The sequence below is a fragment of the Streptomyces hokutonensis genome, assembly GCF_000376565.1.
In the GTDB taxonomy this organism is placed as follows: domain Bacteria; phylum Actinomycetota; class Actinomycetes; order Streptomycetales; family Streptomycetaceae; genus Streptomyces; species Streptomyces hokutonensis.
Window position 1 is genome coordinate 35,545 of record NZ_BARG01000049.1, and the last position, 20,888, is coordinate 56,432.

At 71.8% G+C, this 20,888-nt stretch carries 11 protein-coding genes; 4 read left to right on the forward strand and 7 right to left on the reverse strand.

What is annotated here, in order from left to right; translation table 11 throughout:
• Window positions 1-3: 3 nt before the first annotated feature.
• From SSP08S_RS30250 to SSP08S_RS30260, 3 genes are read right to left on the reverse strand one after another with little or no spacing between them, the layout of a single operon-like run.
• Entirely contained in the window at window positions 4-306 is a 303-nt protein-coding gene (locus tag SSP08S_RS30250; protein WP_019071397.1) for an acyl carrier protein, read from the reverse strand.
• On the reverse strand, window positions 303-4,757 hold the full coding sequence (locus SSP08S_RS30255; protein ID WP_019071398.1) for a type I polyketide synthase: 4,455 nt from the start codon (window positions 4,755-4,757) through the stop codon (window positions 303-305). Before SSP08S_RS30255 ends, SSP08S_RS30250 begins: the two co-directional genes overlap by 4 nt.
• Window position 4,758: 1 nt before the next feature.
• Window positions 4,759-11,613, reverse strand: coding sequence for a type I polyketide synthase (locus SSP08S_RS30260; protein WP_026178958.1), 6,855 nt, complete (start codon window positions 11,611-11,613; stop codon window positions 4,759-4,761).
• Window positions 11,614-11,982: 369 nt separating this feature from the next.
• On the opposite strand from SSP08S_RS30260, the gene SSP08S_RS30270 reads away from it, so the two are divergent.
• Entirely contained in the window at window positions 11,983-12,588 is a 606-nt protein-coding gene (locus SSP08S_RS30270; RefSeq protein ID WP_019071400.1) for a GOLPH3/VPS74 family protein, read from the forward strand.
• 331 nt (window positions 12,589-12,919) lie between these two features.
• Here SSP08S_RS30270 and SSP08S_RS30275 read toward each other — a convergent pair whose 3' ends face one another.
• Both SSP08S_RS30275 and SSP08S_RS30280 read right to left on the reverse strand, forming a co-directional pair.
• Window positions 12,920-14,374: a sensor histidine kinase gene (locus SSP08S_RS30275; protein WP_019071401.1), complete on the reverse strand. Its 1,455-nt coding sequence runs from the start codon at window positions 14,372-14,374 to the stop codon at window positions 12,920-12,922.
• Entirely contained in the window at window positions 14,371-15,060 is a 690-nt protein-coding gene (locus SSP08S_RS30280) for a response regulator transcription factor (protein WP_026178959.1), read from the reverse strand. Before SSP08S_RS30280 ends, SSP08S_RS30275 begins: the two co-directional genes overlap by 4 nt.
• Window positions 15,061-15,210: 150 nt before the next feature.
• Here SSP08S_RS30280 and SSP08S_RS30285 point away from each other — a divergent pair, with 150 nt between their 5' ends.
• The 3 genes from SSP08S_RS30285 to SSP08S_RS30295 are packed head-to-tail and all read left to right on the forward strand — an operon-like array spanning window position 15,211 to window position 17,741.
• Window positions 15,211-16,548, forward strand: coding sequence for a ferredoxin reductase family protein (locus SSP08S_RS30285; RefSeq protein WP_026178960.1), 1,338 nt, complete (start codon window positions 15,211-15,213; stop codon window positions 16,546-16,548).
• A gap of 10 nt (window positions 16,549-16,558) precedes the next feature.
• The gene (locus SSP08S_RS30290; RefSeq protein WP_026178961.1) at window positions 16,559-16,999 is read left to right on the forward strand and encodes an FMN-binding protein; all 441 of its coding nucleotides are present in this window, start codon (window positions 16,559-16,561) and stop codon (window positions 16,997-16,999) included.
• A 1-nt stretch (window position 17,000) separates the two neighbouring features.
• Window positions 17,001-17,741: an FAD:protein FMN transferase gene (locus tag SSP08S_RS30295; protein ID WP_026178962.1), complete on the forward strand. Its 741-nt coding sequence runs from the start codon at window positions 17,001-17,003 to the stop codon at window positions 17,739-17,741.
• Window positions 17,742-17,830: 89 nt separating this feature from the next.
• Here the strand turns inward: SSP08S_RS30295 and SSP08S_RS30300 are convergent, their stop codons facing one another.
• Both SSP08S_RS30300 and SSP08S_RS30305 read right to left on the reverse strand, forming a co-directional pair.
• Window positions 17,831-19,927, reverse strand: a complete 2,097-nt coding sequence (locus SSP08S_RS30300; protein ID WP_019071406.1) for an ArnT family glycosyltransferase — start codon at window positions 19,925-19,927, stop codon at window positions 17,831-17,833.
• Entirely contained in the window at window positions 19,924-20,766 is an 843-nt protein-coding gene (locus tag SSP08S_RS30305; RefSeq protein WP_019071407.1) for a dolichyl-phosphate beta-glucosyltransferase, read from the reverse strand. The genes SSP08S_RS30300 and SSP08S_RS30305 overlap by 4 nt, the downstream gene beginning before the upstream one ends.
• Between the last annotated feature and the right edge of the window lie 122 nt (window positions 20,767-20,888).

The window sequence follows — 20,888 nt, forward strand, 5'->3', positions numbered from 1 at the left end:
GGCTCAGCCCGCCTCGGCTGCCTTGAGGCTCTGCACGACGTACTCGACGAGTCGGCCGACGGTGAGTTCGATGATCTCGTCGAACTCCATCCCGGCCAGGAACTCGGCGAAGTTGACCTTCGTGCCGTAGTGCTCCTGGAGCAGCCCGGCCAGGGTCACCAGGTCGATGCTCTCCAGCTCCAGGTCGCGGTTGAAGGTCGTCGTCATCGTGATCTCGACGTCGTCGACGCCGTACTCGTCCTCCAGGAGCGCGGTCAGCATGCCGGTGAGGTCGGCGAGGACGGTGTCCTCGGTGGTGGGGGTCATCGGTCGTACTCCTCTTCGTGCGCGGGTCCCGTCGTCCAGGCCACGACATAGGTCCTGTCCGGCAGATTGGGGGGATTGCCGGCCGGCTCGCAGTGCACGGTGTAGGCACGTTCCAGTCGCCCGGACACCAACAGCCGTGATCCGGAGACCACTTGGAAGACCGCGAAGTCCCGCGGTCGGCCGGCGAAGCCGGTGCCCTCCGCCTTGGCGACCGCCTCCTTCGCCGCCCAGAAGCGGGTGAACCACAGCGCCTCCGACTCTCCGGACGCGACCAACTGGGCCCGCAACAGCGCGAGTTCCTCCTCGCCGAGAGCGGTGGCGAGGGTGGCGGGATCGCGTTCGACGACTTCCTCGATGTCGATTCCGGGCCCGGGCTCGGGGGAGTGCGGCCGTACGATCGCGACGGCGGCCTCGGCGGCGTGGGCCAGCGAGACGTCCAGCGGGGGCAGGGTCCGGCCGTGCAGGCCGGTGACGTACGGGCGGCCCGCCTCGTCGTTGTGGACCCGGATCTCGGCAGGGAAGACGGGCCCCTCGCCCTGGCCCCACAGCCACTGCCGCACCGCGTCCTTCAGCGCGATCCGGCCCAGCAGCCACTGCCGGCGACCGCGCGGCGGATGCTCCGCGTACTGCGAACGCTCCACGCTGCTCAGCGAGTTGCGCATGATGAGGTCACGGGAGGCGAGGTCGGGCCAGCGCTCGTGCAGCAGGGTCCGGCCGCCGGGACGGGCCTCGGAGAGCGTGTTGCGTTCGGGGAAGCGCTCGACCGGCCTGGTCTGCGGGTCGTTGTCGAAACGCCGGTCCTGCCAGCCCGACAGCTCCGCCCACACCGTGCCGTCGACCGTGAGCTGTACGTCGCATTCGAGCGCGGTGTCGGTGAGCGAGGTGATCCGCACCAGGCAGTCAACTTCCGTGCCTGGGTGCGGATGTGGGCCGTAGAAGCGCATCTCGCGCATGCCGACCGGGAAGACGACGGTGCGTTCGGTGCGGGTCGACATGATCCAGTAGCCGAGGATCTGGCCCACGTTGTCGAGCAGGGAGCCCGGTGCGGGCGGTGTGGTGATCGTGCCGCGCACGTGGCGGTCGCCGATGGCGGTGAGTTCGGTGACGCCCTGGAACGCCGGGCCGTGGAACATCCAGCGCTCGTCGTAGAGATGGGACGCGGTGTGGTCGGGGACGCGCTCGGTGGCCGGGTCCGGGCGGCCGTGGGGAGGGGGCGCGGTGGCGTACGCGGGGGCCAGTTCGACCACCCCGCGCGCGTGCGGGCCGAAGGAGACGGCGAGCCGGCCGGAGGCCTCGGTGACCACCCGTACCGGTACGTCGACCGAGGGCGTCGCCGTCAGCCAGCGGTCGAAGCGCGCGTCGTGCACGGCGACCGCCCGCATGCCGGGCGCGGTCCGCTCGGCCGCGTCGATGATGTGCTGCACGATCGTGGTGGCCGGGACCACCGGCCAACGGTCCGCCACATCCGGCCAGTTGGGCCGCTGCGGGAAGAAGCAGTGGTCCATGAGGTAGGGCATGGACTCGGGGGAGACGTGGACCGTGGTCTGCCATTCCCGGGGCGGAGCGGGTGGCTGTCGGGGTGGGGCGGGGATCGTTGCAACGGTCCAACGGCTGCCCGCAGTGAGGAGTTGGGCGGCCGTGTCGGCGGTTTCCCGCATCAGGGCGTGCAGTTCGGCGGCTGCCGGGAAGCGGTCGGTGAGTGCGTCCAGGGGGGACGCGGCGGCGCTCGTCGGGAGAGGCGTGCGCAGTTCCGCCCTGAGTTTCACCAGGCTCGGGGCGTCGAGCGACACGAGTGCGCCGTCCATGTCGAGCCGTACCGGAGGCCGTTCCTGTCGTCGAGCCGGTTGCCGCGGGTCCAGCGTCAACGGATCCACCGCTCCGCCCGCCGCCCACAACGCCACAGCCACACGCCGGAGTTGGGCCAGACCGGAACGGTGGGGCGAGTTGGCGGCCACGACCAGGTGATCGCGTCCGCTGAGCGTGGCATCGATCAGGGAACCGAGTTGGCCCGTTCCGACCTGGACGAACACGCGATGACCGGCGTCGTACATGGCCTCGACGAGCTGCCGGAAGCGCACGGGCTCCAGCAGATGCCGGATGAAGAGCTCGCGGACCGCCGATTCGTCCGTGGGGAACGGCGAGGCGGTCGTCCCCGACCACAGCGGGACCGTTGGCGGATACAGCCGGAAACGGTTCGTGGCCTCCTCGATCGGTGCGAGGTAGGGCCTCAGCATCGGTGTGTGGAAGCCGGATTGGAACGGCAGCACCTGGCTCAGGACACCCTGCGCGCGGAACGACCGCACGAACGCGTCCACCGCCTGGTCCGGCCCGCACACCATCGACTGGCCCGGCGCGTTGTCGTGGGAGAGGACGATCCCGGAGTCCGGCCACTCGTCGGCGAGCGCCGACAGCACGCGCTCGGCGGGAGCGCCGATCGCGCCGAAGGCCAGCCCCGGCACGGTCACCGAGTCCGGATCGAACGACTCCATGAAGTCGCTCACCTCGTCCGGCGAGTACACCCCGGCGGCCGTCATCGCCGTCCACTCGCCGACACTGTGCCCGGCGACCGCGTCGGCCACGACACCCATCCGCCGCAGCGCGGCGTCCAACAGCCGCCCCACGCCGACCACATCGAAGCCGTGGCGGCCGACATCCCCCACCTGCGCGGGAGTCGAGGACTTGTTCTCGCGCAGTCCGAAGTGCGCGGCGACGTCCTCGACCCGGGGCGTGAAGTCGCCCTCCAGGCCCGGGAAGACGAACGCCAGCTTGCCGCCGCCCGCGCCGAGCAGCGGGCTCGGCGTGAACCACACATCACTACGGCCCTGCCATGCACGCCCCTTGGCGACCGCCCGGCGGGCCAGCGCCAGCCGCTTGGCGTCCGGGGCGACGATGCCGAGCCGGGAGCGGCCGGAGAGGGAGGTGGCTGTGGCCAGCAGCGCGGAGTCGTCCGTGTCCAGCAGCGCGGCCAGCGCCTCGGGGCTGTCGGCGGCGAGGGTCAGTACGCGTTCCGGTTCGTTGACGACGGCAGGGCGTGGGCTCCGCGCATTCGGCGCCTCCTCCAGCACGACATGCGCGTTGATGCCACCGAACCCGAAGGCGTTCACCGCCGCCCGCCGCACCGGCTGTTCGGGCGTCGTCTCCCAGGGCGCCGCCCTCTCCAGCGGACGGAACCGGGTGGCCGCGAGCGCGGGGTGCGGGTCGTCGCAGTGGAGGGTCGGCAGCAGCGTCCCGTGGTGCACGGCGAGCGCGGCCTTGATCAGACCGGCCACCCCGGCGGCCGGCATCGTGTGACCGATCATCGACTTCACGGAGCCGATGACCGCGTCACCGTCGGGTCCGAACACCTCGGCCAGCGTGGCGAGTTCGGCCCCGTCACCGGCGGGCGTCGCCGTGCCGTGCGCCTCCAGCAGACCGATCGAACCGGGCAGCGCCGGGTCGAGTCCCGCCGCCTCCCAGGCCTGTCGTACGGCGTGGGTCTGACCGGTCGAGTCCGGGTTGACGAGACTCGCGGCGCGGCCGTCGCTGGAGACACCGGTGCCCCGGATGACGGCGTAGATCCGGTCGCCGTCGCGTTCGGCGTCGGCGAGGCGCTTGAGGACGACGACCCCGGTGCCCTCGCCGATCAGGATGCCGTCGGCGTCCCGGTGGAAGGGGCGGATCCGCTGGCTCGGGGAGAGCGCGCGGAGTTGGGAGAACACGCTCCACAAGGTGATGTCGTGGCAGTGGTGGACGCCCCCGGCGAGCATCAAGTCGCAGCGCCCGGCGGCGAGTTCGGTCACCGCCTGGTCGACGGCGATCAGCGAGGACGCGCAGGCAGCGTCCACCGTGTACGCCGGGCCGCGCAGATCGAGGCGGTTGGCGACGCGGGAGGCCGCGAGGTTCGGTACGAGGCCGATGACGGACTCGGGGCTGTCGGGGCCGAGGCTGTCGGTGAACGCGGTGCGGATCCGGTCGAGTTGACCGGTGTCCAGGTCGGGCAGCAACTCGCCCAGGGTGCGGACGAGTTGGCCCGCCGTACGGACCCGCTGGTCGAGGCGGACCAGGCCGGGGGTGAGATAGCCGCCCCGGCCGAGCACCACGCCGACGCGATGCCGGTCGGGCAGCCGGCTCTCCCCGCCCGCGTCGGCGAGGGCGGCGGCGGCCACGTGGAGGGCGATGAGCTGGTCGGGTTCGGTGCCGGGCACCGAGTTCGGCATGATGCCGAACCGGGTGACCTCGACCTCGGCCAGCTCGTCGACGAAGCCGCCGCGCCGGCAGTACACCTGGTCGGCCACGGCCGGACCGCTCGCGGAGTCCGGCCGGTAGTAGTCCGCGTCCCAACGCCCTTCCGGCACCTCGCTGATGGCGTCCGTGCCGCTGAGCAGGTTCCGCCAGTACGCGTCGAGGTCGGCGGCGCCGGGCAGCAGCACCGCCATTCCCACGATGGCGACCGGCACTTGACGGTCGGTCATGTCACCATCCCGAAGCGGTGTAGACGACGGCTCCGGCCGACTCGTCGCCGAAGGCGAGTTCGCGCAGCAGGGCCGCGGTGCCCTCCTCGGGGTCGATCAGCGAGATACCGCGCCGCGCGTACTCGCGTCCCAACTCCGGGGTGACCATGCCGTGATGACCGCCGGTAGGCGCCCACGGGCCCCAGTGCACGGTCAGCGCCCGGTGCCCGGTGCGCGCCGACCAGGCCGTACCGAGGCTCTCCAGGGCGTCGTTGGCCGCCGCGTAGTCGACCTGCCCGCGGTTGCCGAGCACGGCCGAGATGGAGCCGAACAGGACGGCGAAAGCAGGGCCGTTGGGCAGTTCCTCCAGCGCCGACAGCAGGGTCTCGGCGCCGTGCGTCTTCGTGCCGTAGACCCGCTGGAAGGACTCGGTGGTCTTCTCCGCGATCAGCCGGTCCTCGATGACCCCGGCCGCGTAGACGACACCGTCGAGACGGCCGTGCTCGGCGTGGATCTCCTTGACCGCCTGGAGCGCCGCGTCCGGTTCGCGGAAGTCGACGGAGTGGTAGCGGGCCTCGCTGCCGAGGGCCGCGAGTTCGTCCAGGGTCGCGGTGATCTCCCGCTGGGCGAGCAGGAGTTCGGCGGCGCGGTTGATCTCGGCCGGCGTGCGCCCGCCCTGGCCCGCGAGGGCCGCGCGCAGTTCGGCCGGGGTGCGGGCACCCGCGGTCGCCGGGTCCTCGGGTCCGGCCGGCGCGGCCGTCCTGCCGAGGAGTTCGATGCGGCACCGGGAGGCCGCGGCGAGCGCGACGGCGAACTTCGCGGTGATGCCCCGCGCCCCGCCCACCAGCAGCACCACCGCGTCACGGTCAAGACCGATCGCGGCGGCCTCGGCGACCCCGTCACCGGCAGGACCGGCACCGTTGGTCGCGAGCGCGCCGAGCGGAGTCTCGGTCAGCTCAAGTCCGTGCCGTCCGGCGGAAGTTCGGAGTACGACAGGCTCATCGCCGGGTGCGAGCAGTTCGGCGACCAGCGTGTCGGCGACGGAGACCGGTGACGTGTCCGTCACCTCGACGACCCGGGCGACGGTGTCCGGATACTCGCGGGCAACCGTACGGAACAGCCCGTGCAGACCCGCCGATCCGCTCTCCGCCCCTTGTACGGCGATGAGCTGGCGCGGCGCGCGGCGCAGCGCGGCCTGGAACACGGGGAACGCGTCGGGCAGCACCGGCGCCGAAGCGGTGAGCGGCGCGAGATACAGGACGCCGTCCACCTGGCCGTCCGCTGCGGTGAGTTGGTGCTCGGGACCGACGATCAGCGCCTCGGCACCGTAGGAGGAGAGCCGGGCAACGACTGCCTCCGCGCCCTCGCCGTCGCCGTACAGGACGAACCGCCGCCCGCCCAGCACGGTCGCCGGGTCCGCCTGGTTGTCGCTGTCCTGGTGCGGCAGCAGTACCGGCCGCAGTTGGAGCCGCTTGGGCGCGGAGCCTGTGACCTCGTCCTGCGGGGAGGTGTCGGCCGCCGGGGCGGCGGGCTCGGTCAGCCGGGCCGACAGCCAGCCCGTGACGGACGCCGCAGTACGGGCCTTCGCCAGGTCCTCCAGCTCGGAGTCGTCCAGCGAGGCGATGTCCGCGCCGCCTCCGATGCCCAGCCGCTGGGCCAACTCACCGGCGATCTCGGCCCGTTTGATGGAGTCGATGCTGAGGTCCGCCTCCAGGTCGAGGTCGGGCTCGATCATGTCGACGGGGTAGCCGGTGCGTTCGCTGATGATCTCCAGCACGACCCGCAGCACATCGTCCTCGGTGACGGCCTCGGGCGCCGATTCCGGCTGAGCGGTGGGCTGTTGGGCCACCGGGGCCTCGGCAGCGGCGGGCAGGGCGGGCAGCTGCGGGAGCGCCTCGACCACGGCGGGCGCCGGTGCGGGAATCCAGGTTCCCTGGGGCACCGTCGCCTGCGTCGCGCCGAAGTAGGTCAGCAGGACGTCCCGTTGCGCGGCCACCATCTCCCGGCTGGTGCGCAGGAATTCGGAGATGAGCGCGTCCCTGTTCGCCTCGACGGGGGCGCCGCCCTGAGGGTTCGTCGTCACAGTCGTCTCCACAACGCGTCGGGCCGGTGCGAGGGCACCGGGGAGGAGTTCTCCGGCGGCGGTGCGGACCAGCTGTCCGTCGACCGTCCAGCCGGGCCGCTTGGGCTCGGGGGTCCGGGCCGCGTCGACGGCGTCGCGCCCGTTGAACAGCCATCCGGTGCGCACCGGCAGCCCCGCGACGGCCAGTTGGGCCAGCGCGTCGAGCCAGCCGCGCAGCCCGCTGTCCTGCCGGGGCTCGCACGCGACCGTGCGGTGCGGGCGCTCGCCGAGGATCTGGGCGACCAGCCGGGTCAGCACCGAGCCGGGACCCGCCTCGACGAAGACCCGTGCCCCCGCCTCGTACATCGCCTCGATCTGCGCGACGAACCCGACCGGCGCCCCGATCTGCGCGGCGAGTTCGGCCCGGACCGCGTCGGCGCCCTCGCCGTACGGGGCCGCCGTGCGGTTGGACCACACGGGGAACTCGGGGGTGAGCACGGCCTGTTGGGCCAGGGCCTGGGCGAACCGTTCGCCCGCCCCCGCCACCAGCGGGCTGTGGAAGGCGCAGGCGACGGGGATGCGCTTGGCGCCGAGACCTGCCTCGCGCAGCAGACGTACGGCTTCCGCGACCGCCTGCGTCGGGCCCGAAATCACCGTCTGGCGGGGCGAGTTGTGGTTGGCGAGGACCACCGAGTCCGGTGCGCCCGCCGTCTTCAGGGCCTGCTCGACGTCCTCGGCGCCGGCCGCGACCGCGGCCATGGTGCCCGGGTCGTCGGCACCGGTGGCCTCGAGGATCGCCGCCGCGCGTTCGGCGCTCAGCTCCAGCAGCGCCTCCGGGGCGATGGCACCGGCCGCGCACAGGGCGACCAGCTCGCCATAACTGTGCCCGGCCGCCATGTCGGGCCGTACGCCCGCCTCGGTGAGCAGCGCGTGGGCGGCGAGCCCGGCGATGCCCAGCGCGGGCTGCGCGACCCGGGTGTCGGTGAGTCCGGCCTGCTGGCGGTCGCGGGCGGTGTCGTCGAAGGCGGTCGGCGGGTAGAGCGTGTCGGCGTGGTCGCGGCCGAGGTGCAGATAGTGCTGCAGCTCGGGGAAGGCGATGAACACGTCGGCGAGCATCCCGGGGCGCTGACTGCCCTGGCCGGGGAAGAGGAAGGCGACCTTGCCGGCGTCCTCCTGGAGGTCGGCCGCGTGGATGCCCGAGCCGGGATCGTGCTCACCGTCCAGCGCCCGCCGCAGTTGCCCGGCCAGGCCCTCGACATCCGTGGCCACCACGGCCACCTGGACCGGTTCATGCCGGGCGTCGGAGCGGCGGGACGCGCTGAGCGCGAGGTCGCGCAGCTTCCAGGAACCCGACTCGGCGAGCTTCAGGGTCTCCTCGATGCCCCGGCGTGCCGCGGCCCGGTCCGCTCCCCGGAAGGTGAACAACTCGGCGGGCCAGGCGTCCAGGCCGTGCGCGGGCGGTACGGCGTCGCCGTAGGCCTGGATCACCGTATGGAAGTTGGTGCCGCCGAAGCCGAACGCGCTGAGCCCCGCGACGCGTTCCTCGGCAGGCGCTGCCCAGGGCCGGGGCCGGGCGTGGAAGACGAACGGGCTGTCGTCCTCCTTCCAGGCCGAGTTGGGCTGCTTCATGTGCAGGGTGGGTGGCTTGACCCCGGTGTAGAGGGACAGCACGGTCTTGATCAGGCCTGCCAGTCCGGCGGCGCACTTCGTGTGCCCGATCTGCGACTTGACCGAGCCGAGCGCACAACTGCCCGTCTCCGCGCCGGACTCGGTGAACACCTCGCTGAGGATGGAGAGTTCGGTCCGGTCGCCGACGACCGTGCCGGTGCCGTGCGCCTCGACGAGACCGACCGAGGCGGGGGAGACGCCCGCGTTGCGGTACGCCCGCTCCAGCGCGGCCCGCTGCCCCTCCGGCCGGGGTGCCGTCAGGCCCAGTGAGCGGCCGTCGCTTGAGCTGCCGACTCCCTTGATGACGCCGTAGATCCGGTCGCCGTCCCGCTCCGCGTCCGCGAGCCGCTTGAGGACCACGCAGGCGACGCCCTCGCCGAGCGCGATGCCGTCCGCCGAGTTGTCGAAGGCGCGCGAGCGGCCGGTCGGGGACAGGGCGTGCACGGAGGAGAAGAGGACGTAGTCGTTGATGCCGTTGTGGAGGTCGGCGCCGCCGCACAGCACGATGTCGCTGGTACCGCCCACGAGTTCCTTGCAGGCGACGTCGACGGCGGCCAGCGAGGACGCGCAGGCCGCGTCGACCGTGAAGTTGGCCCCGCCGAGGTCGAGCCGGTTGGCGATGCGGCCCGAGATGACGTTGGAGAGCATGCCGGGGAAGGAGTCCTCGGTGAGCGTGGGGAGTTGCTCCTCGATGCCCTGCGGGATCTTCCCGTAGTAGGAGGGCAGTACGGCGCGCAGCGTGGTCGCGTTGGACAGGTCGCTGCCCGCCTCCGCGCCGAACACCACGGAGGTGCGCGCGCGGTCGAACTCCCGCCCCCGGTCACCGTATCCGGCGTCCTCCAGGGAGCGCCGGGCCGCTTCGAGGGCCAGCAGTTGGACCGGTTCGATGCTGCCCAGCGAGGTCGGCGGGATGCCGTAGCGCAGCGGGTCGAAGGGGATGCGGGGCAGGAAGCCGCCCCACTTGGACGGGGTGGCGCCGCTCTTGTCGTCCGCGTAGTGCACGGCGGGGTCCCAGCGGTCGGACGGGACCTCGGTCACCGCGTCGTGTCCGCCGAGGATGTTCGCCCAGAAGGTGGGCAGGTCGGGGGCCTCGGGGAACATGCAGGCCATGCCGATGACAGCGATGTCCAGCGGGGCGGGCGTCTCCGGCTCGGCCTGTTCCTCAACTCCCAGGAGGACGCGGGCGGTTCGCGCGCCGGCGGCCAGGAAGTCGGCGGCCCCTTCGGTCACCGAGCGGTGCAGGGCGTCGATCGTGGTGGTCGCCGAACGCAGCACGGCGACCTCGCCGGCCATGAACATCCCCTCGGCGAGCTGGCGTTCTTCGTCCACGGAGGTCAGCGCACCGGCCGCGTCCCGCTCCACGCCCTTGCTGGCGATGCGGAGCCGGCCGACGTTGAGCCGTTCCAACTTCTCCCAGATCTGCCGGTCCGGGACGCCCTGTTCGCGCAACTCGGCTTCGAAGAGCAGGTAGTTGTCGCTGAACGGGCTGGGTACGCAACGGGTGGCGTGACCGGGCGCGGTCTCCAGCAACGCGGTCCGCGTGGCCCGGACCACCTGCTCCTGGAAGAGGGGTTGGACCGCTCCACGCGTCACCGCCTCCTCCGTGAAGAGGTAGGCGGTTCCCATCAGCACGCCGACGGCGGCGCCGCGCGCGGTGAGCGGTGCGGCGAGCGCGGCCACCATCGCCGCCGAGCGCTCGTCGTGGACGCCGCCCGCGAAGAAGACCTCGACGTGTTCGGCCGTGCCCGCTGCCGCTGTCTCCAAGAAGTCGTCCAGGACGGCGAGTTGGGCCTCCCACAGCGGGAAGCTGCCGCGCGGCCCGACGTGGCCGCCGCACTCGGAGCCCTCGAACACGAACCTGCGGACACCGGCGTCCAGGAACTGCCGCAGCAGTCCCGGCGAGGGCACGTGGAGGAAGGTGGCGATCCCGGACCGTTCCAACGACTCGGCCTGGGAGGGGCGGCCGCCCGCGACGATCGCGTGGGTGGGCCTCAACTCCCGTACCGCTTCGAGCTGGGCGTTGCGCATCTCCTCGGGCGCGAAGCCGAGCACCCCGACACCCCAGGGCCGGTCGCCCACGGCGGCGCGGGTCTCGGCAAGGACCGTCCGCGACTGCTCGCCGCTCGCCAGCGCCAGCGCGACGAACGGCAGGGCACCGCCCCCGGCGACGGCCGCGGCGAACTCCGCCTGGTCGCTGACCCGGGTCATCGGGCCCTGGGCGAGGGGGAGTTGGGTGCCGAGCCGACGGCTCATCGGGGAGCCGGCGCGCAGTGCCCCGGCCGGTCCCTCGTCGCGTATCGACTCCCGTACGGCGGCCGTCAGTTCACGCACCGTCCGGCCCACATCGCCCCAGCGCTCCGCGAACCGCGCCGCGAGGAAGCCGTCCTGGCCGACCGGCAGCAGCTGGGTGCGCGGGTCGCGGGCGCCGAGCAGTTCGGAGACGCGCTCGGCGGGCACCTGCGGGGCGTCCGGGCCCCGGCGCAGCAGCACCCGGTGACCGGCGATCACCGTGGTCTCGGAGCCGTCCATCGAGCGCAGCGCCGCAGCCGCCGTCTCCGGCAGTGCCGATTCGGCGAGCAGCGCCAACTGGCTGTCCAGCACGACCCCGGCCGCGCCACCGGCCACGGCAGCGGCGGCCGTACGCGGGCCGATGCCGCCGCAGGCCCAGACCGGGACGGTTACACCGGGCTCGGCGAGCAGCCGTTGGAGTAACACGAACGTGCTCAACTCGCCGATGCGGCCGCCGCTTTCGGCACCCCGGGCGATGAGCCCGTGCGCACCGGAGCGGACCGCCGTCAGCGCCTGGTCGGGGTCGGTGACCTCGACCAGTACCCGGAACGAGTCGGCGACCTCCCCGACCCGCCACGCAGTGTCCACGGCGAGTACGACCGTGTGCGGGCCGCCGTCGGCGGCCGTGGCGAGTTCCGTGGGGTCGATCCGGCAGTGGGCGCCGACCCGTACCCCGAAAGGGCCTGGGGACCAGCGTCGGATTCGCGCCAGAGCCTCTCTGGATCTTCGGTCGCCAATTCCCAGATCCAGTACACCGAGCCCGCCGGCGCGGCTCACGGCCGCCGCGAGTCTGGCATCCGGTTCATGGAACGGCGTGATTCCAATGATCATTTCTGCGGCGCGCGCGACAGACGTCATGATTCTCCGAATAAACGGTGAAACTGCACGGTGGGGGGATTCGGCCTGTAGGCGCCGAACGGAATCGCAGAGACGCGAGTTGGCTGGTTGAAAGCTAGCGTCACTGTTACTCGGCGGTCAACAACGGAAAGGTAAGCGCCAGGTGCAGGGAAATGATCCGGCCAGCGCGAACGAGCCCCCAAACGACCGGAAACCCCGCCAATTTCCTTCAGAGGGCACGCCACTCGGACCGCAGTGGCGCAAGCGGTCCAAAAGCCCCCGGTATTCATCCGAGGCTCATGGTCCCGAAACATGACCGACTGCGGAACGGAATTATGTAAACGTTGGGTGTCGATGCCTCCTCGCACGGGTCGCGCTAGGTTGGCACCCATGAGCACACCCCGGGACCTGCTGATCGTCGCCATGGATGTCGCCCCCGACCGCCCCGTCGAGTCGGGTGAGCTTTCGCTCGCGCTCGCGGGAGCGGAGGTGGTCGACCTTCTCGCCGCCGAAGCCGTCGCGCTCGACGGCGAACTGATCGTGCCGAACCTCCAAGTTCCCCTGCCGGACGGCCTGTTGGACGAGGCGGCGGCAGCCCTCGTACGGGAGACGCCGTACGAGTCGGTCGAGGACTGGCTGTGGCGGCGGGGGCGGGGTCTGGTCTCGGCCTATCTCGCCGCGCTGGAGAAGGAGGGCCTGATCGCCCGGCAGCGCGGTCGCTGGAACCTGGTCCGCAGCGGCAGGGCGGCCCTGGTCGACTCCCCGGCCCGCAGCCGGGCGGCGGACCGCTGGGCCACGGGCGAACCCGTCCTCGCCCAGCTCGCCGCGGCCGTCGGCATCCGCGAGGTGCCGGACGAGGACTCCGCGAAGGTCACCGACGAGGCTCTGGACACCGTCCTCGCCGCCGTCCACGACGCGGTGACGGAACTGGAGGCGGTGCGGCAGCGGAAGAGCGTCGAGGACGCGGCCTACGACAATGTGTGGCGCGGTATGTGACAGCGCTTTCGCCACTGCGCGGCGCGGCAACTGCCGAACAAACAGAGCCAGTTGATGGTTCTGAGCCTCAAGTGACGCCACGTTACCCATGGTAGTCACATGGGGTGCGCCGAGCCTAGGGCCTGTCCGGCGGATCAGGTCGCAGGAAAGTGACGGCGCCTGATCAGCGCGGGTGAGCGGGGTCTGGTGCGTCCGACTGCAAGGCGGAGGAGGGAGCCGACGCGGTGGGGGCACCTCCCGGCCGAAGGCTGGGGGACGTCGGCGACCGACGACAACGCCGCAGGTGGGCGTGCCAGACCCCGCGTCTGCGGCATGATCCGCCGGACAGGCCCTAGGTCCAGGCCGATCCGCCTCCGAGTGGAATCGTCACGGTGAACACCGTCGCCCCCGGCTCCGTCGTCAGTTCGACCGTGCCGCCGTGGGCCTGTGCCAGCGAGCGGGCCACCGCGAGGCCGAGGCCGCTGCCGCCGCGGTCGCGGCTGCGGGCCTTGTCGACGCGGTAGAAGCGGTCGAAGACCTGGTCGCGGTCGGCCTCGGGGATGCCGGGGCCCGCGTCGGCGATGCGCACCGACGCCGTAGCCGCGCCGACCGAGACCGTCACCGACACCTCGGTGCCGGGCGGGGTGTGCACGGCCGCGTTGGTGAGGAGGTTGTCCAGCACCTGGCGGATCCGGACCGGGTCGACGCGCAGCGGGACCGGGGCCTGCGGAACCGCCACCGTCAGCGGACGGTCCGGATGCCCGGCACGGAACGCGTCCGCCGCCTGCGCCACCAGCTCCACCAACTCCGCGTCCTGCAGCCGTATCGGCGTCTCCACGTCCGCCGCGTCGAGGCGGGCCAGCAGGAGGAGGTCGTCGAGGAGGATGCCCATGCGGGCGGCCTCGGCGCGCAGCCGGGCCAGGTGCTTGTCGCGCTCCTCGGGCACGTTCGCCGCCGCGTACTGGAACAGGTCCGCGTAGCCGCGCACCGACATCAGCGGGGTCCGCAGCTCGTGCGAGGCGTCCGCGACGAAGCGGCGCAGCCGCTGCTCCGCCTCCGCGCGCACCGCGAGCGAGTCGTCGATGTGCTCCAGCATCGTGTTGAACGCGGTGCGCAGCTCCTCCACCTCGGGCCCGCCGTCGCGGTTCTCCGCCCGCAGCGGCAGCCGGGCCGCCGAGTCGGTCAGATCGTGCGAGGCGATGCCGTGCGCGGTGTGCGCCATGTCGCTCAGCGGCTGCAGCCCGCGCCGCAGCAGCCTGCGGCCGAGCACCACCAGCGCCAGCAGCGCGAGACCGAAGGCGACCACCTGGATGATCACCAGCTGTCGTACCGTGTCGTCGATCGCGTCCATCGGCGCGCCACTGACCAGCACCACACCCGGCTCGACCTCGCAGCCGCGCAGCCGGTACTCGCCCTCGCCGCTGAGGTCGCTGGTGCGCAGGACCTCGGTGCCCTTGGCGATCTGCGCGCGGGCCACGGCGGTGAGGTCGCCGATGTCCGACGGGAGGTCCGAGCTCTCCTCGGGCTTGCGGAGCACCGGAGTGCCGTCCGTGACGTCGTACACGGCGTAGTACCAGCGGTAGTACTTCTTGCCCTGGAGGGTGCCGTTGGCCACGATCGACTTGGACTGGGCGCTCTGGGCCAGCCCGAGCTGGTCGTCGAGCTGGGCCGACAGATAGTCCCGCATGTACGTCGTCAGGGCCGTGCCGACGACGGCGAACGCCACCAGGGCCAGCGCCCCGAGCCCCAGCGCCAGCCGGGTGCCGAGCCGCAGCCGCCGGTACGTCCGCCGCAGCCGCGCGATCACTCGGCGGCCTGCCGGATCACATAGCCGAAGCCGCGCACGGTGTGGATCAGCGGATCGTGCCCCTCGTCGAGCTTCCGGCGCAGCCGGCTGACCACCAGTTCCACCACGTTGGAGCGGCCGCCGAAGCCGTACTCCCACACATGGTCGAGGATCTGCGCCTTGGTGAGCACGGTCGGCGACTTGCGCATCAGATAGCGCAGCACCTCGTACTCGGTCGGGGTGAGCGTGAGGAGAGTGTCCCCGCGCCGCACCTCCCGGGTGTCCTCGTCCATCGTCAGGTCCGCGACCCGCAGCACCGAGCGCGGGAAACCGGGCCCGGCGCTGCGCCGCAGCACCGTCCGCAGCCGGGCCATCAGCTCCTCCACCGCGAACGGCTTGACCAGGTAGTCGTCACCGCCCCGGGTCAGCCCCGCGACCCGGTCGGCGACCGCGTCCCGCGCCGTGAGGAACACCACGGGCACCATCGTCCCGGAGTGCCGCAGCCGGTCCAGCACACCGAAGCCGTCCAGGCCGGGCAGCATCAGGTCGAGCACCACGATGTCCGGCTGGAACTCGGCGGCGACGGTCAGCGCCTCCTCACCGGAGTACGCGCACGCGGCCTCCCAGCCCTCGTACCGGGCGACCGTCGCGACAAGGTCGGCGATCGGCGGGTCGTCGTCCACGACGAGGAGTCGTACTTTTTCCACCTGCTCATAGTGCTTCACGCGCCGATCGGCGCCAGACCCGCGGCACCGCCGCACCCACATCGATAAGTACTTGAAAGTTGTTCGACAGGAAAACGACAGCGCCCCGAGGTCAAGCTCGTCTCCCAGGACCCGATCAAGGAGCTGCCGTCCGTGACGACCGTCCAATCACCCCCTGCGCCCCCCACGGCGATACGCCCCAGGGTGGTGGCCCGCACCGGCCTGTACGCCGTGCTGGCCGCGAACGTCGCCGTGGTGACCGTCTTCTTCGCCCAGGCCGGATTCGCCTCCAACTCGCTGATCGTCATCGGCCGCCTCCTCGGCCTCTACGGCGCGCTCGTGATGGCCTTCCAGCTGCTGCTCGTCGCCCGCCTGCCCTGGCTCGACCGCCGGATCGGCATGGACCGGATGACCTCCTGGCACCGCTGGACCGGCTTCGCGCTGCTCTGGACGCTGCTCGGGCACCTCGTCTTCATCGCCTTCGGCTACGCGGAGGGCACCGACACCGGCCCGGTCGGCGAGGTCGTCGACCTGGCCGAGACCACCGAGGGCATCCTGCGCGCGCTCGTCGCCTTCGCCCTGATCCTCGTCATCGGCGCGACCTCCGCCCGCTACGCCCGCCGTCGCCTCGCCTACGAGACCTGGCACTTCATCCACCTCTACACCTACGTAGCGGTGGTCCTCGCCTTCACCCACCAGGTCGCGGTCGGTACGACGTTCACCGCGTCGTCCGCCGCAACGACGTACTGGTACACCGTCTGGGGCGTGGCCCTCGGCTCGGTCGCCCTCGGCCGCCTGGTCCTGCCCCTGTGGCGCAACCTCCGCCACCAGTTCCGGGTCTCGGCGGTCGTCCCCGAGTCCGACAACGTGGTCTCCATCTACATCACCGGCCGCGACCTCGACCGCCTCCCCGCCCAGGCCGGCCAGTTCTTCCTCTGGCGCTTCCTCACCAAGGACCGCTGGTGGCAGGCCAACCCCTTCTCCCTCTCGGCCGCCCCCGACGGCACCGGCCTCCGTCTCACCGCCAAGACCGCCGGCGACGGCACGGCCGCCCTGCGCCACCTCAAGGTCGGCACCCGCGTCTTCGCCGAGGGCCCCTACGGCGCCTTCACCACCCTGCACCGCAGGAAGACCGAGTCCCTGCTCATCGCGGGCGGCGTCGGCGTCACCCCGATCCGCGCCCTGCTGGAGGACCTGGAGGGCCACGCGGTCGTCATCTACCGCGTCTCCGCCGAACGCGACGCCGTCCTCTACGGCGAGCTGGCCGAGCTGGCCCGGGCCAAGGGCGCCGAACTCCACCTGCTCACCGGCCCGCCCGTCCCCGACAAGCTGGCTCCGCGCGAACTCGCCCGCCTGGTACCGGACATCGCCGACCGCGACGTCTTCCTCTGCGGCCCCCCGCCGATGATGAACGCGGTGCTCCGCACCCTCGGCGACATGGGCGTGCCCAAGCAGCAGATCCACTTCGAACGCTTCAGCCTGGCGGGATGAGAGACATATCGTGAAGCGAGTCATACCTGTCCTGGTGCTGTCCGTCGCGGGGCTGATCCCCGTGTGGCGCTACGAGCCGTCCATCGGGACGACGACCACCACGACCACCGAGGCAGTCGCCCCCACTCCGACTCCGTCGGCGACCTCGTCGTCCTCGGGCTCGTCCTCGTCGACGCCCTCCACGTCGTCGAAGAAGGTCGTCCAGGGCACCGCGATCAACACCGACAAGGGCACCGTGCAGGTGCAGGTCACCTTCGAGGGCGACAAGATCAGCGCCGTCAGCATGCTCCAGCAGCCGGACCACCCGCAGACCACCGCGGCCGTCCCGGTACTGATCGAGGAGACCCTCAAGGCGCAGAGCTCGAAGATCGACACGGTCTCCGGCGCCACGATCACCAGCGACGCCTACGTCCAGTCGCTCCAGGCCGCCATCGACGCCAAGGGCGCCTGAAATGAACCGCGTCGAGCATGTGATGGGGTTCCCGGTGTCGTTGCGGATCGACGACGAGGGCGGCGGTTCCCGCCTGGACGAGACCGCGGACGCGCTGTTCGCCTGGCTGCGCGAGGTCGACGCCCGCTTCAGCCCGTTCCGCCCGGACAGCGAGGTCTGCCGCTACGACCGGGGCGAGCTCCGACTCCCGCAGCTCAGCGCGGACTTGACCGAGGTCCTCGACCTCTGCGAGCAGTACCGGCTCGCGACCGGAGGCGCCTTCGACGTCCGGCTGCCCGGCCGGCCCCTCGACCCCTGCGCGGTCGTCAAGGGCTGGTCGGTGCAGCGGGCGGCGGAACTGCTCACCGCCGCCGGCGCCCGGCGCTTCATCCTCAACGCCGGCGGTGACGTCGTCGTGTCCGGCGGTCCCTGGCGGGTCGGCGTACGGCACCCCGAGCACGCCGACCAGCTGTGCACGGTCCTGGAGTTGACCGACGGGGCGGTGGCCACCTCCGCGCGCTACGAACGCGGCGACCACATCGTCGACGGCCGCACCGGCCGCCCCGCGACCGGACTCCTCAGCCTCTCGGTCGTCGCGGACTCCCTCACCGAGGCCGACGCCACGGCCACCGCGGCCTTCGCGATGGGCCCGGAGGGCGTCGACTGGGCCGCCGCCCGGCCCGGCTGCGAGATCTTCGCGGTCGACGCGGAGCGCCGGGTCCGCCGTACACCGGGATTCCCGGTCGCGACGGTGGCGGCGTAGGGATACGACCGCAGCACCTACGGCAAGCGGAAGGGCCGCCGGGGTTACCGGCGGCCCTTCCTGTCGGGAAATGTGGTTCAGGGAGTGGATCAGCTGACGTCGGACGCGTCCAGGCGGTACAGGCCGCTGTAGGCGGAGACCGCCGTGCCGTGTGCCTTGACCCAGGTCGTGATCTCGGAGTTGGTGCCCTGGCCGCCGGTGCTGCTGACCATGATGTAGTGGAGCTTGCCCGACTTGACCAGGCTCTTGAGCTTGGCGAGCGTCATCGCGTTGTCGCTGCCGGACCAGCCGCCCATGGAGATCACCGGCTGCCCCGACTCCAGGATGATCGAGGACGCCGTCTGGTCGGTGGACACCGCCAGCAGCCAAGTGGCGCCGTCCTGGTGCTTCTTGAGGTACGTGATCATCGCGGACGAGACCTGCGTGTCGCCGCCCATACCGCCGCCGCCGGCCTGCTGCGCACCGGACTCGGAACCGGACTCCGAGGAGGTGGAGGAGCTCGACGAGGAGGACGACGAGGACGAAGGCGCCGAACCGCTGCCCGAGGGCCGGGTGCCGGACGGGGCCGAACCGCTGGGCTTCGTACCGGACTTGGCGCCGCTCGGCGCGCCGCCCATACCGCCACCGCCGCCGCCCATACCGCCACCCGTGCTGGGACCGGCCGTCGGGTTGGTGCCGTTGGTCGAGGAGGTCGCCGCCGAGACCGAGTAGGCCGCGGGGCCGGCGAGGAGAGCGACGATCGCCGCCAGGGCCGCGAAGCCCATCAGGCGGTGGCGCCGGGTGAACCGGCCGACCAGCAGGCCGAGTACGGAGGCGATGCCCGCCACCGCGACCACGATCTCCGCGACCGTGTAGACCGTGCCGGAGCCGGAGACCCGCTGGAGCAGGACGACCGCCCACACCGTGCTGGCCGCGATCGCGACCGGCAGCACCCAGGCCCACTTCGCCGCGGCGCCCTCACGGAAGGCGCGGTACAGCAGCACCCCGCCCGCACCGGCCAGAGCCGCGATACCGGGCGCCATGGCGGTGACGTAGTACGGGTGGAAGGTGCCCTCGGCGAGCGAGAAGGTCAGGAAGTGGAGGACGAACCAGCCGCCCCAGAGCATGAGCGCCGCCCGCTTGGCGTCGGTGCGGGGAGCGCGGCCACGCAGCACCAGACCGGCGACGAGCGCGATCGCCGCGAAGGGGATCAGCCAGGAGATCTGGCCGCCCATGATCTCGTTGAACATCCGGTACAGGCCCGAACTGCCGCCGAACGAGGCCCCGTTGCCCTGCGAGCCGACCGAGGAGCTGGCGCCGAAGATGCGCCCGAAGCCGTTGTAGCCGATGACCAGGTCCCACACCGTGTTGTCGGTGGAACCGCCGATGTAGGGGCGGGAGGAGGCCGGGATCAGGTCGACGATCACCATCCACCAGGCGCTGGAGACGACCAGCGCGACGGTGGCGACGGCGAGGTTGCGGATGCGCTTGCCGAGGGAGACGTTGGTGGCCCAGAGGTAGACGAGGAAGAACGCGGGCAGGACGACGTACGCCTGCATCATCTTGGTGTTGAACGCGAAGCCGATCGCGACCGCCGACCACACCAGCGGCATCAGCTTCCCGTTGCGGACGGCCTTCAGGAGGGCCACCGCACCGAGCATCATCAGCAGGACGAGGATCGGGTCCGGGTTGGTGTCACGGGTGATGGCGACCGTGATCGGGGTGAGGGCGAGAACGAGCGCCGAGATGGTGCCCGCTACCGCGCCGAAGTCCCGCTTGATGCTGCGGTACAGGATGGCGACCGAGCCGGTGCCCGCCGCGACCATCGGGAGCATCAACTGCCAGGTGCCGTAACCGAATACGCGGGCGGAGAGGCCCATCACCCACAGGGCGAACGGCGGTTTGTCGACCGTGATGAAGCTGCCGGAGTCCAGCGCGCCGAAGAAGAACGCCTTCCAGCTCTTGGTGCCGCTGTAGACGGCCGCGTCGTAGAAGGTGTTGCCGGTGATCGAGGTCAGGTTCCAGGCGTAGAGCGCGGTGGCCAGGAGCAGGATCGCCCAGAGGGCCGGGCGGGCCCAGCGCGGGTCGTCCTCCGGGCCCGTGAAGAGCCTTCTGGCACGGGAGTTGAGGCCGCCGTCGGCGGGCGGTCCCGCGCGGTGCGAGCGGCGGGCGGTCTCCTGGCCGGGAGGCGGGGCGAGGGTCGTCATGACGCGTACTCCAGGTGTTCCGCGGAAGTGGCGGGCGCCCCAGCGGGCAGGACAGGGGTGGTGGTGCGGGTGCGGTGGGGTACGGCGGCGATGCGGGCGCGGCCGGTGATCGTCTGCTTGAACATGCGGCGCATGCCCTTGAGGTCGTCGAGGGCGGTACGGACGATGTCGACGCGGCTGTCGGGGTCGTCGATCCAGTCGACCGGGACCTCGTGGATACGGAGTTTGTTGCGCTGGGCGAGGACGAGGAGTTCGGTGTCGAAGAACCAGGCGGTGTCCTCGATGTGCGGGGCGAGCGCCCGGAACACCTCGGTGCGGACGGCCTTGAAGCCGCACTGCGCGTCGGAGAAGCGGGCCGCGAGGCCTGCCTTCAGGAGGAGGTTGTAGGAGCGGGAGATGAACTCCCGCTTGGCGCCGCGCTGGACGGCCGACTGCCGGTGCAGCCGGCTGCCGATCGCCACGTCGCTGTGGCCGGAAAGGAGCGGCGCGACCAGGGGGAGGAAGCCTTCGAGGCCGGTGGACAGGTCGACGTCCATGTACGCGACCACGTCCGCCTCGGAGCGGCTCCACACGTGCTTGAGCGCGCGGCCCCGGCCCTTGGCGTCGAGGTGCACGGCGTGCACGTGCGGCAGCCGCTGGGTCAGGTCGAGCGCCGCCTGCCAGGTGGCGTCGGTGCTCGCGTTGTCCGCCACGGTGATCGTGAACGGGAACGGGAAGGACGATTCGAGGTATGCGTGGAGACGGCCGACACTGCCGGCGAGGACGTGCGCCTCGTTGTAGACCGGCACCACGATCTCGACCGACCGCTGCCGGGCGCCTCCCGCGTTCTGTTCGTTCATGACGGTGACGATCCGGGCGCTGTCTAGGGCGTTGCTGTGCCTTCGCTGAACGGCCGATGAGAATCAGCGGACTCACAGGAAGGGCACAGTCGATCCGCGTCGAACCCCCAGGAAGCGGCACC

Excerpts from the sequence above, each read along its gene's own strand:
- SSP08S_RS30255 (WP_019071398.1), bottom strand. The coding sequence starts at position 4,757 with ATGACCGACCGTCAAGTGCCGGTCGCCATCGTGGGAATGGCGGTGCTG.
- SSP08S_RS30295 (WP_026178962.1), top strand. The coding sequence starts at position 17,001 with ATGAACCGCGTCGAGCATGTGATGGGGTTCCCGGTGTCGTTGCGGATC.
- SSP08S_RS30270 (WP_019071400.1), top strand. The coding sequence starts at position 11,983 with ATGAGCACACCCCGGGACCTGCTGATCGTCGCCATGGATGTCGCCCCC.
- SSP08S_RS30250 (WP_019071397.1), bottom strand. The coding sequence starts at position 306 with ATGACCCCCACCACCGAGGACACCGTCCTCGCCGACCTCACCGGCATG.
- SSP08S_RS30305 (WP_019071407.1), bottom strand. The coding sequence starts at position 20,766 with ATGAACGAACAGAACGCGGGAGGCGCCCGGCAGCGGTCGGTCGAGATC.
- SSP08S_RS30300 (WP_019071406.1), bottom strand. The coding sequence starts at position 19,927 with ATGACGACCCTCGCCCCGCCTCCCGGCCAGGAGACCGCCCGCCGCTCG.
- SSP08S_RS30260 (WP_026178958.1), bottom strand. The coding sequence starts at position 11,613 with ATGACGTCTGTCGCGCGCGCCGCAGAAATGATCATTGGAATCACGCCG.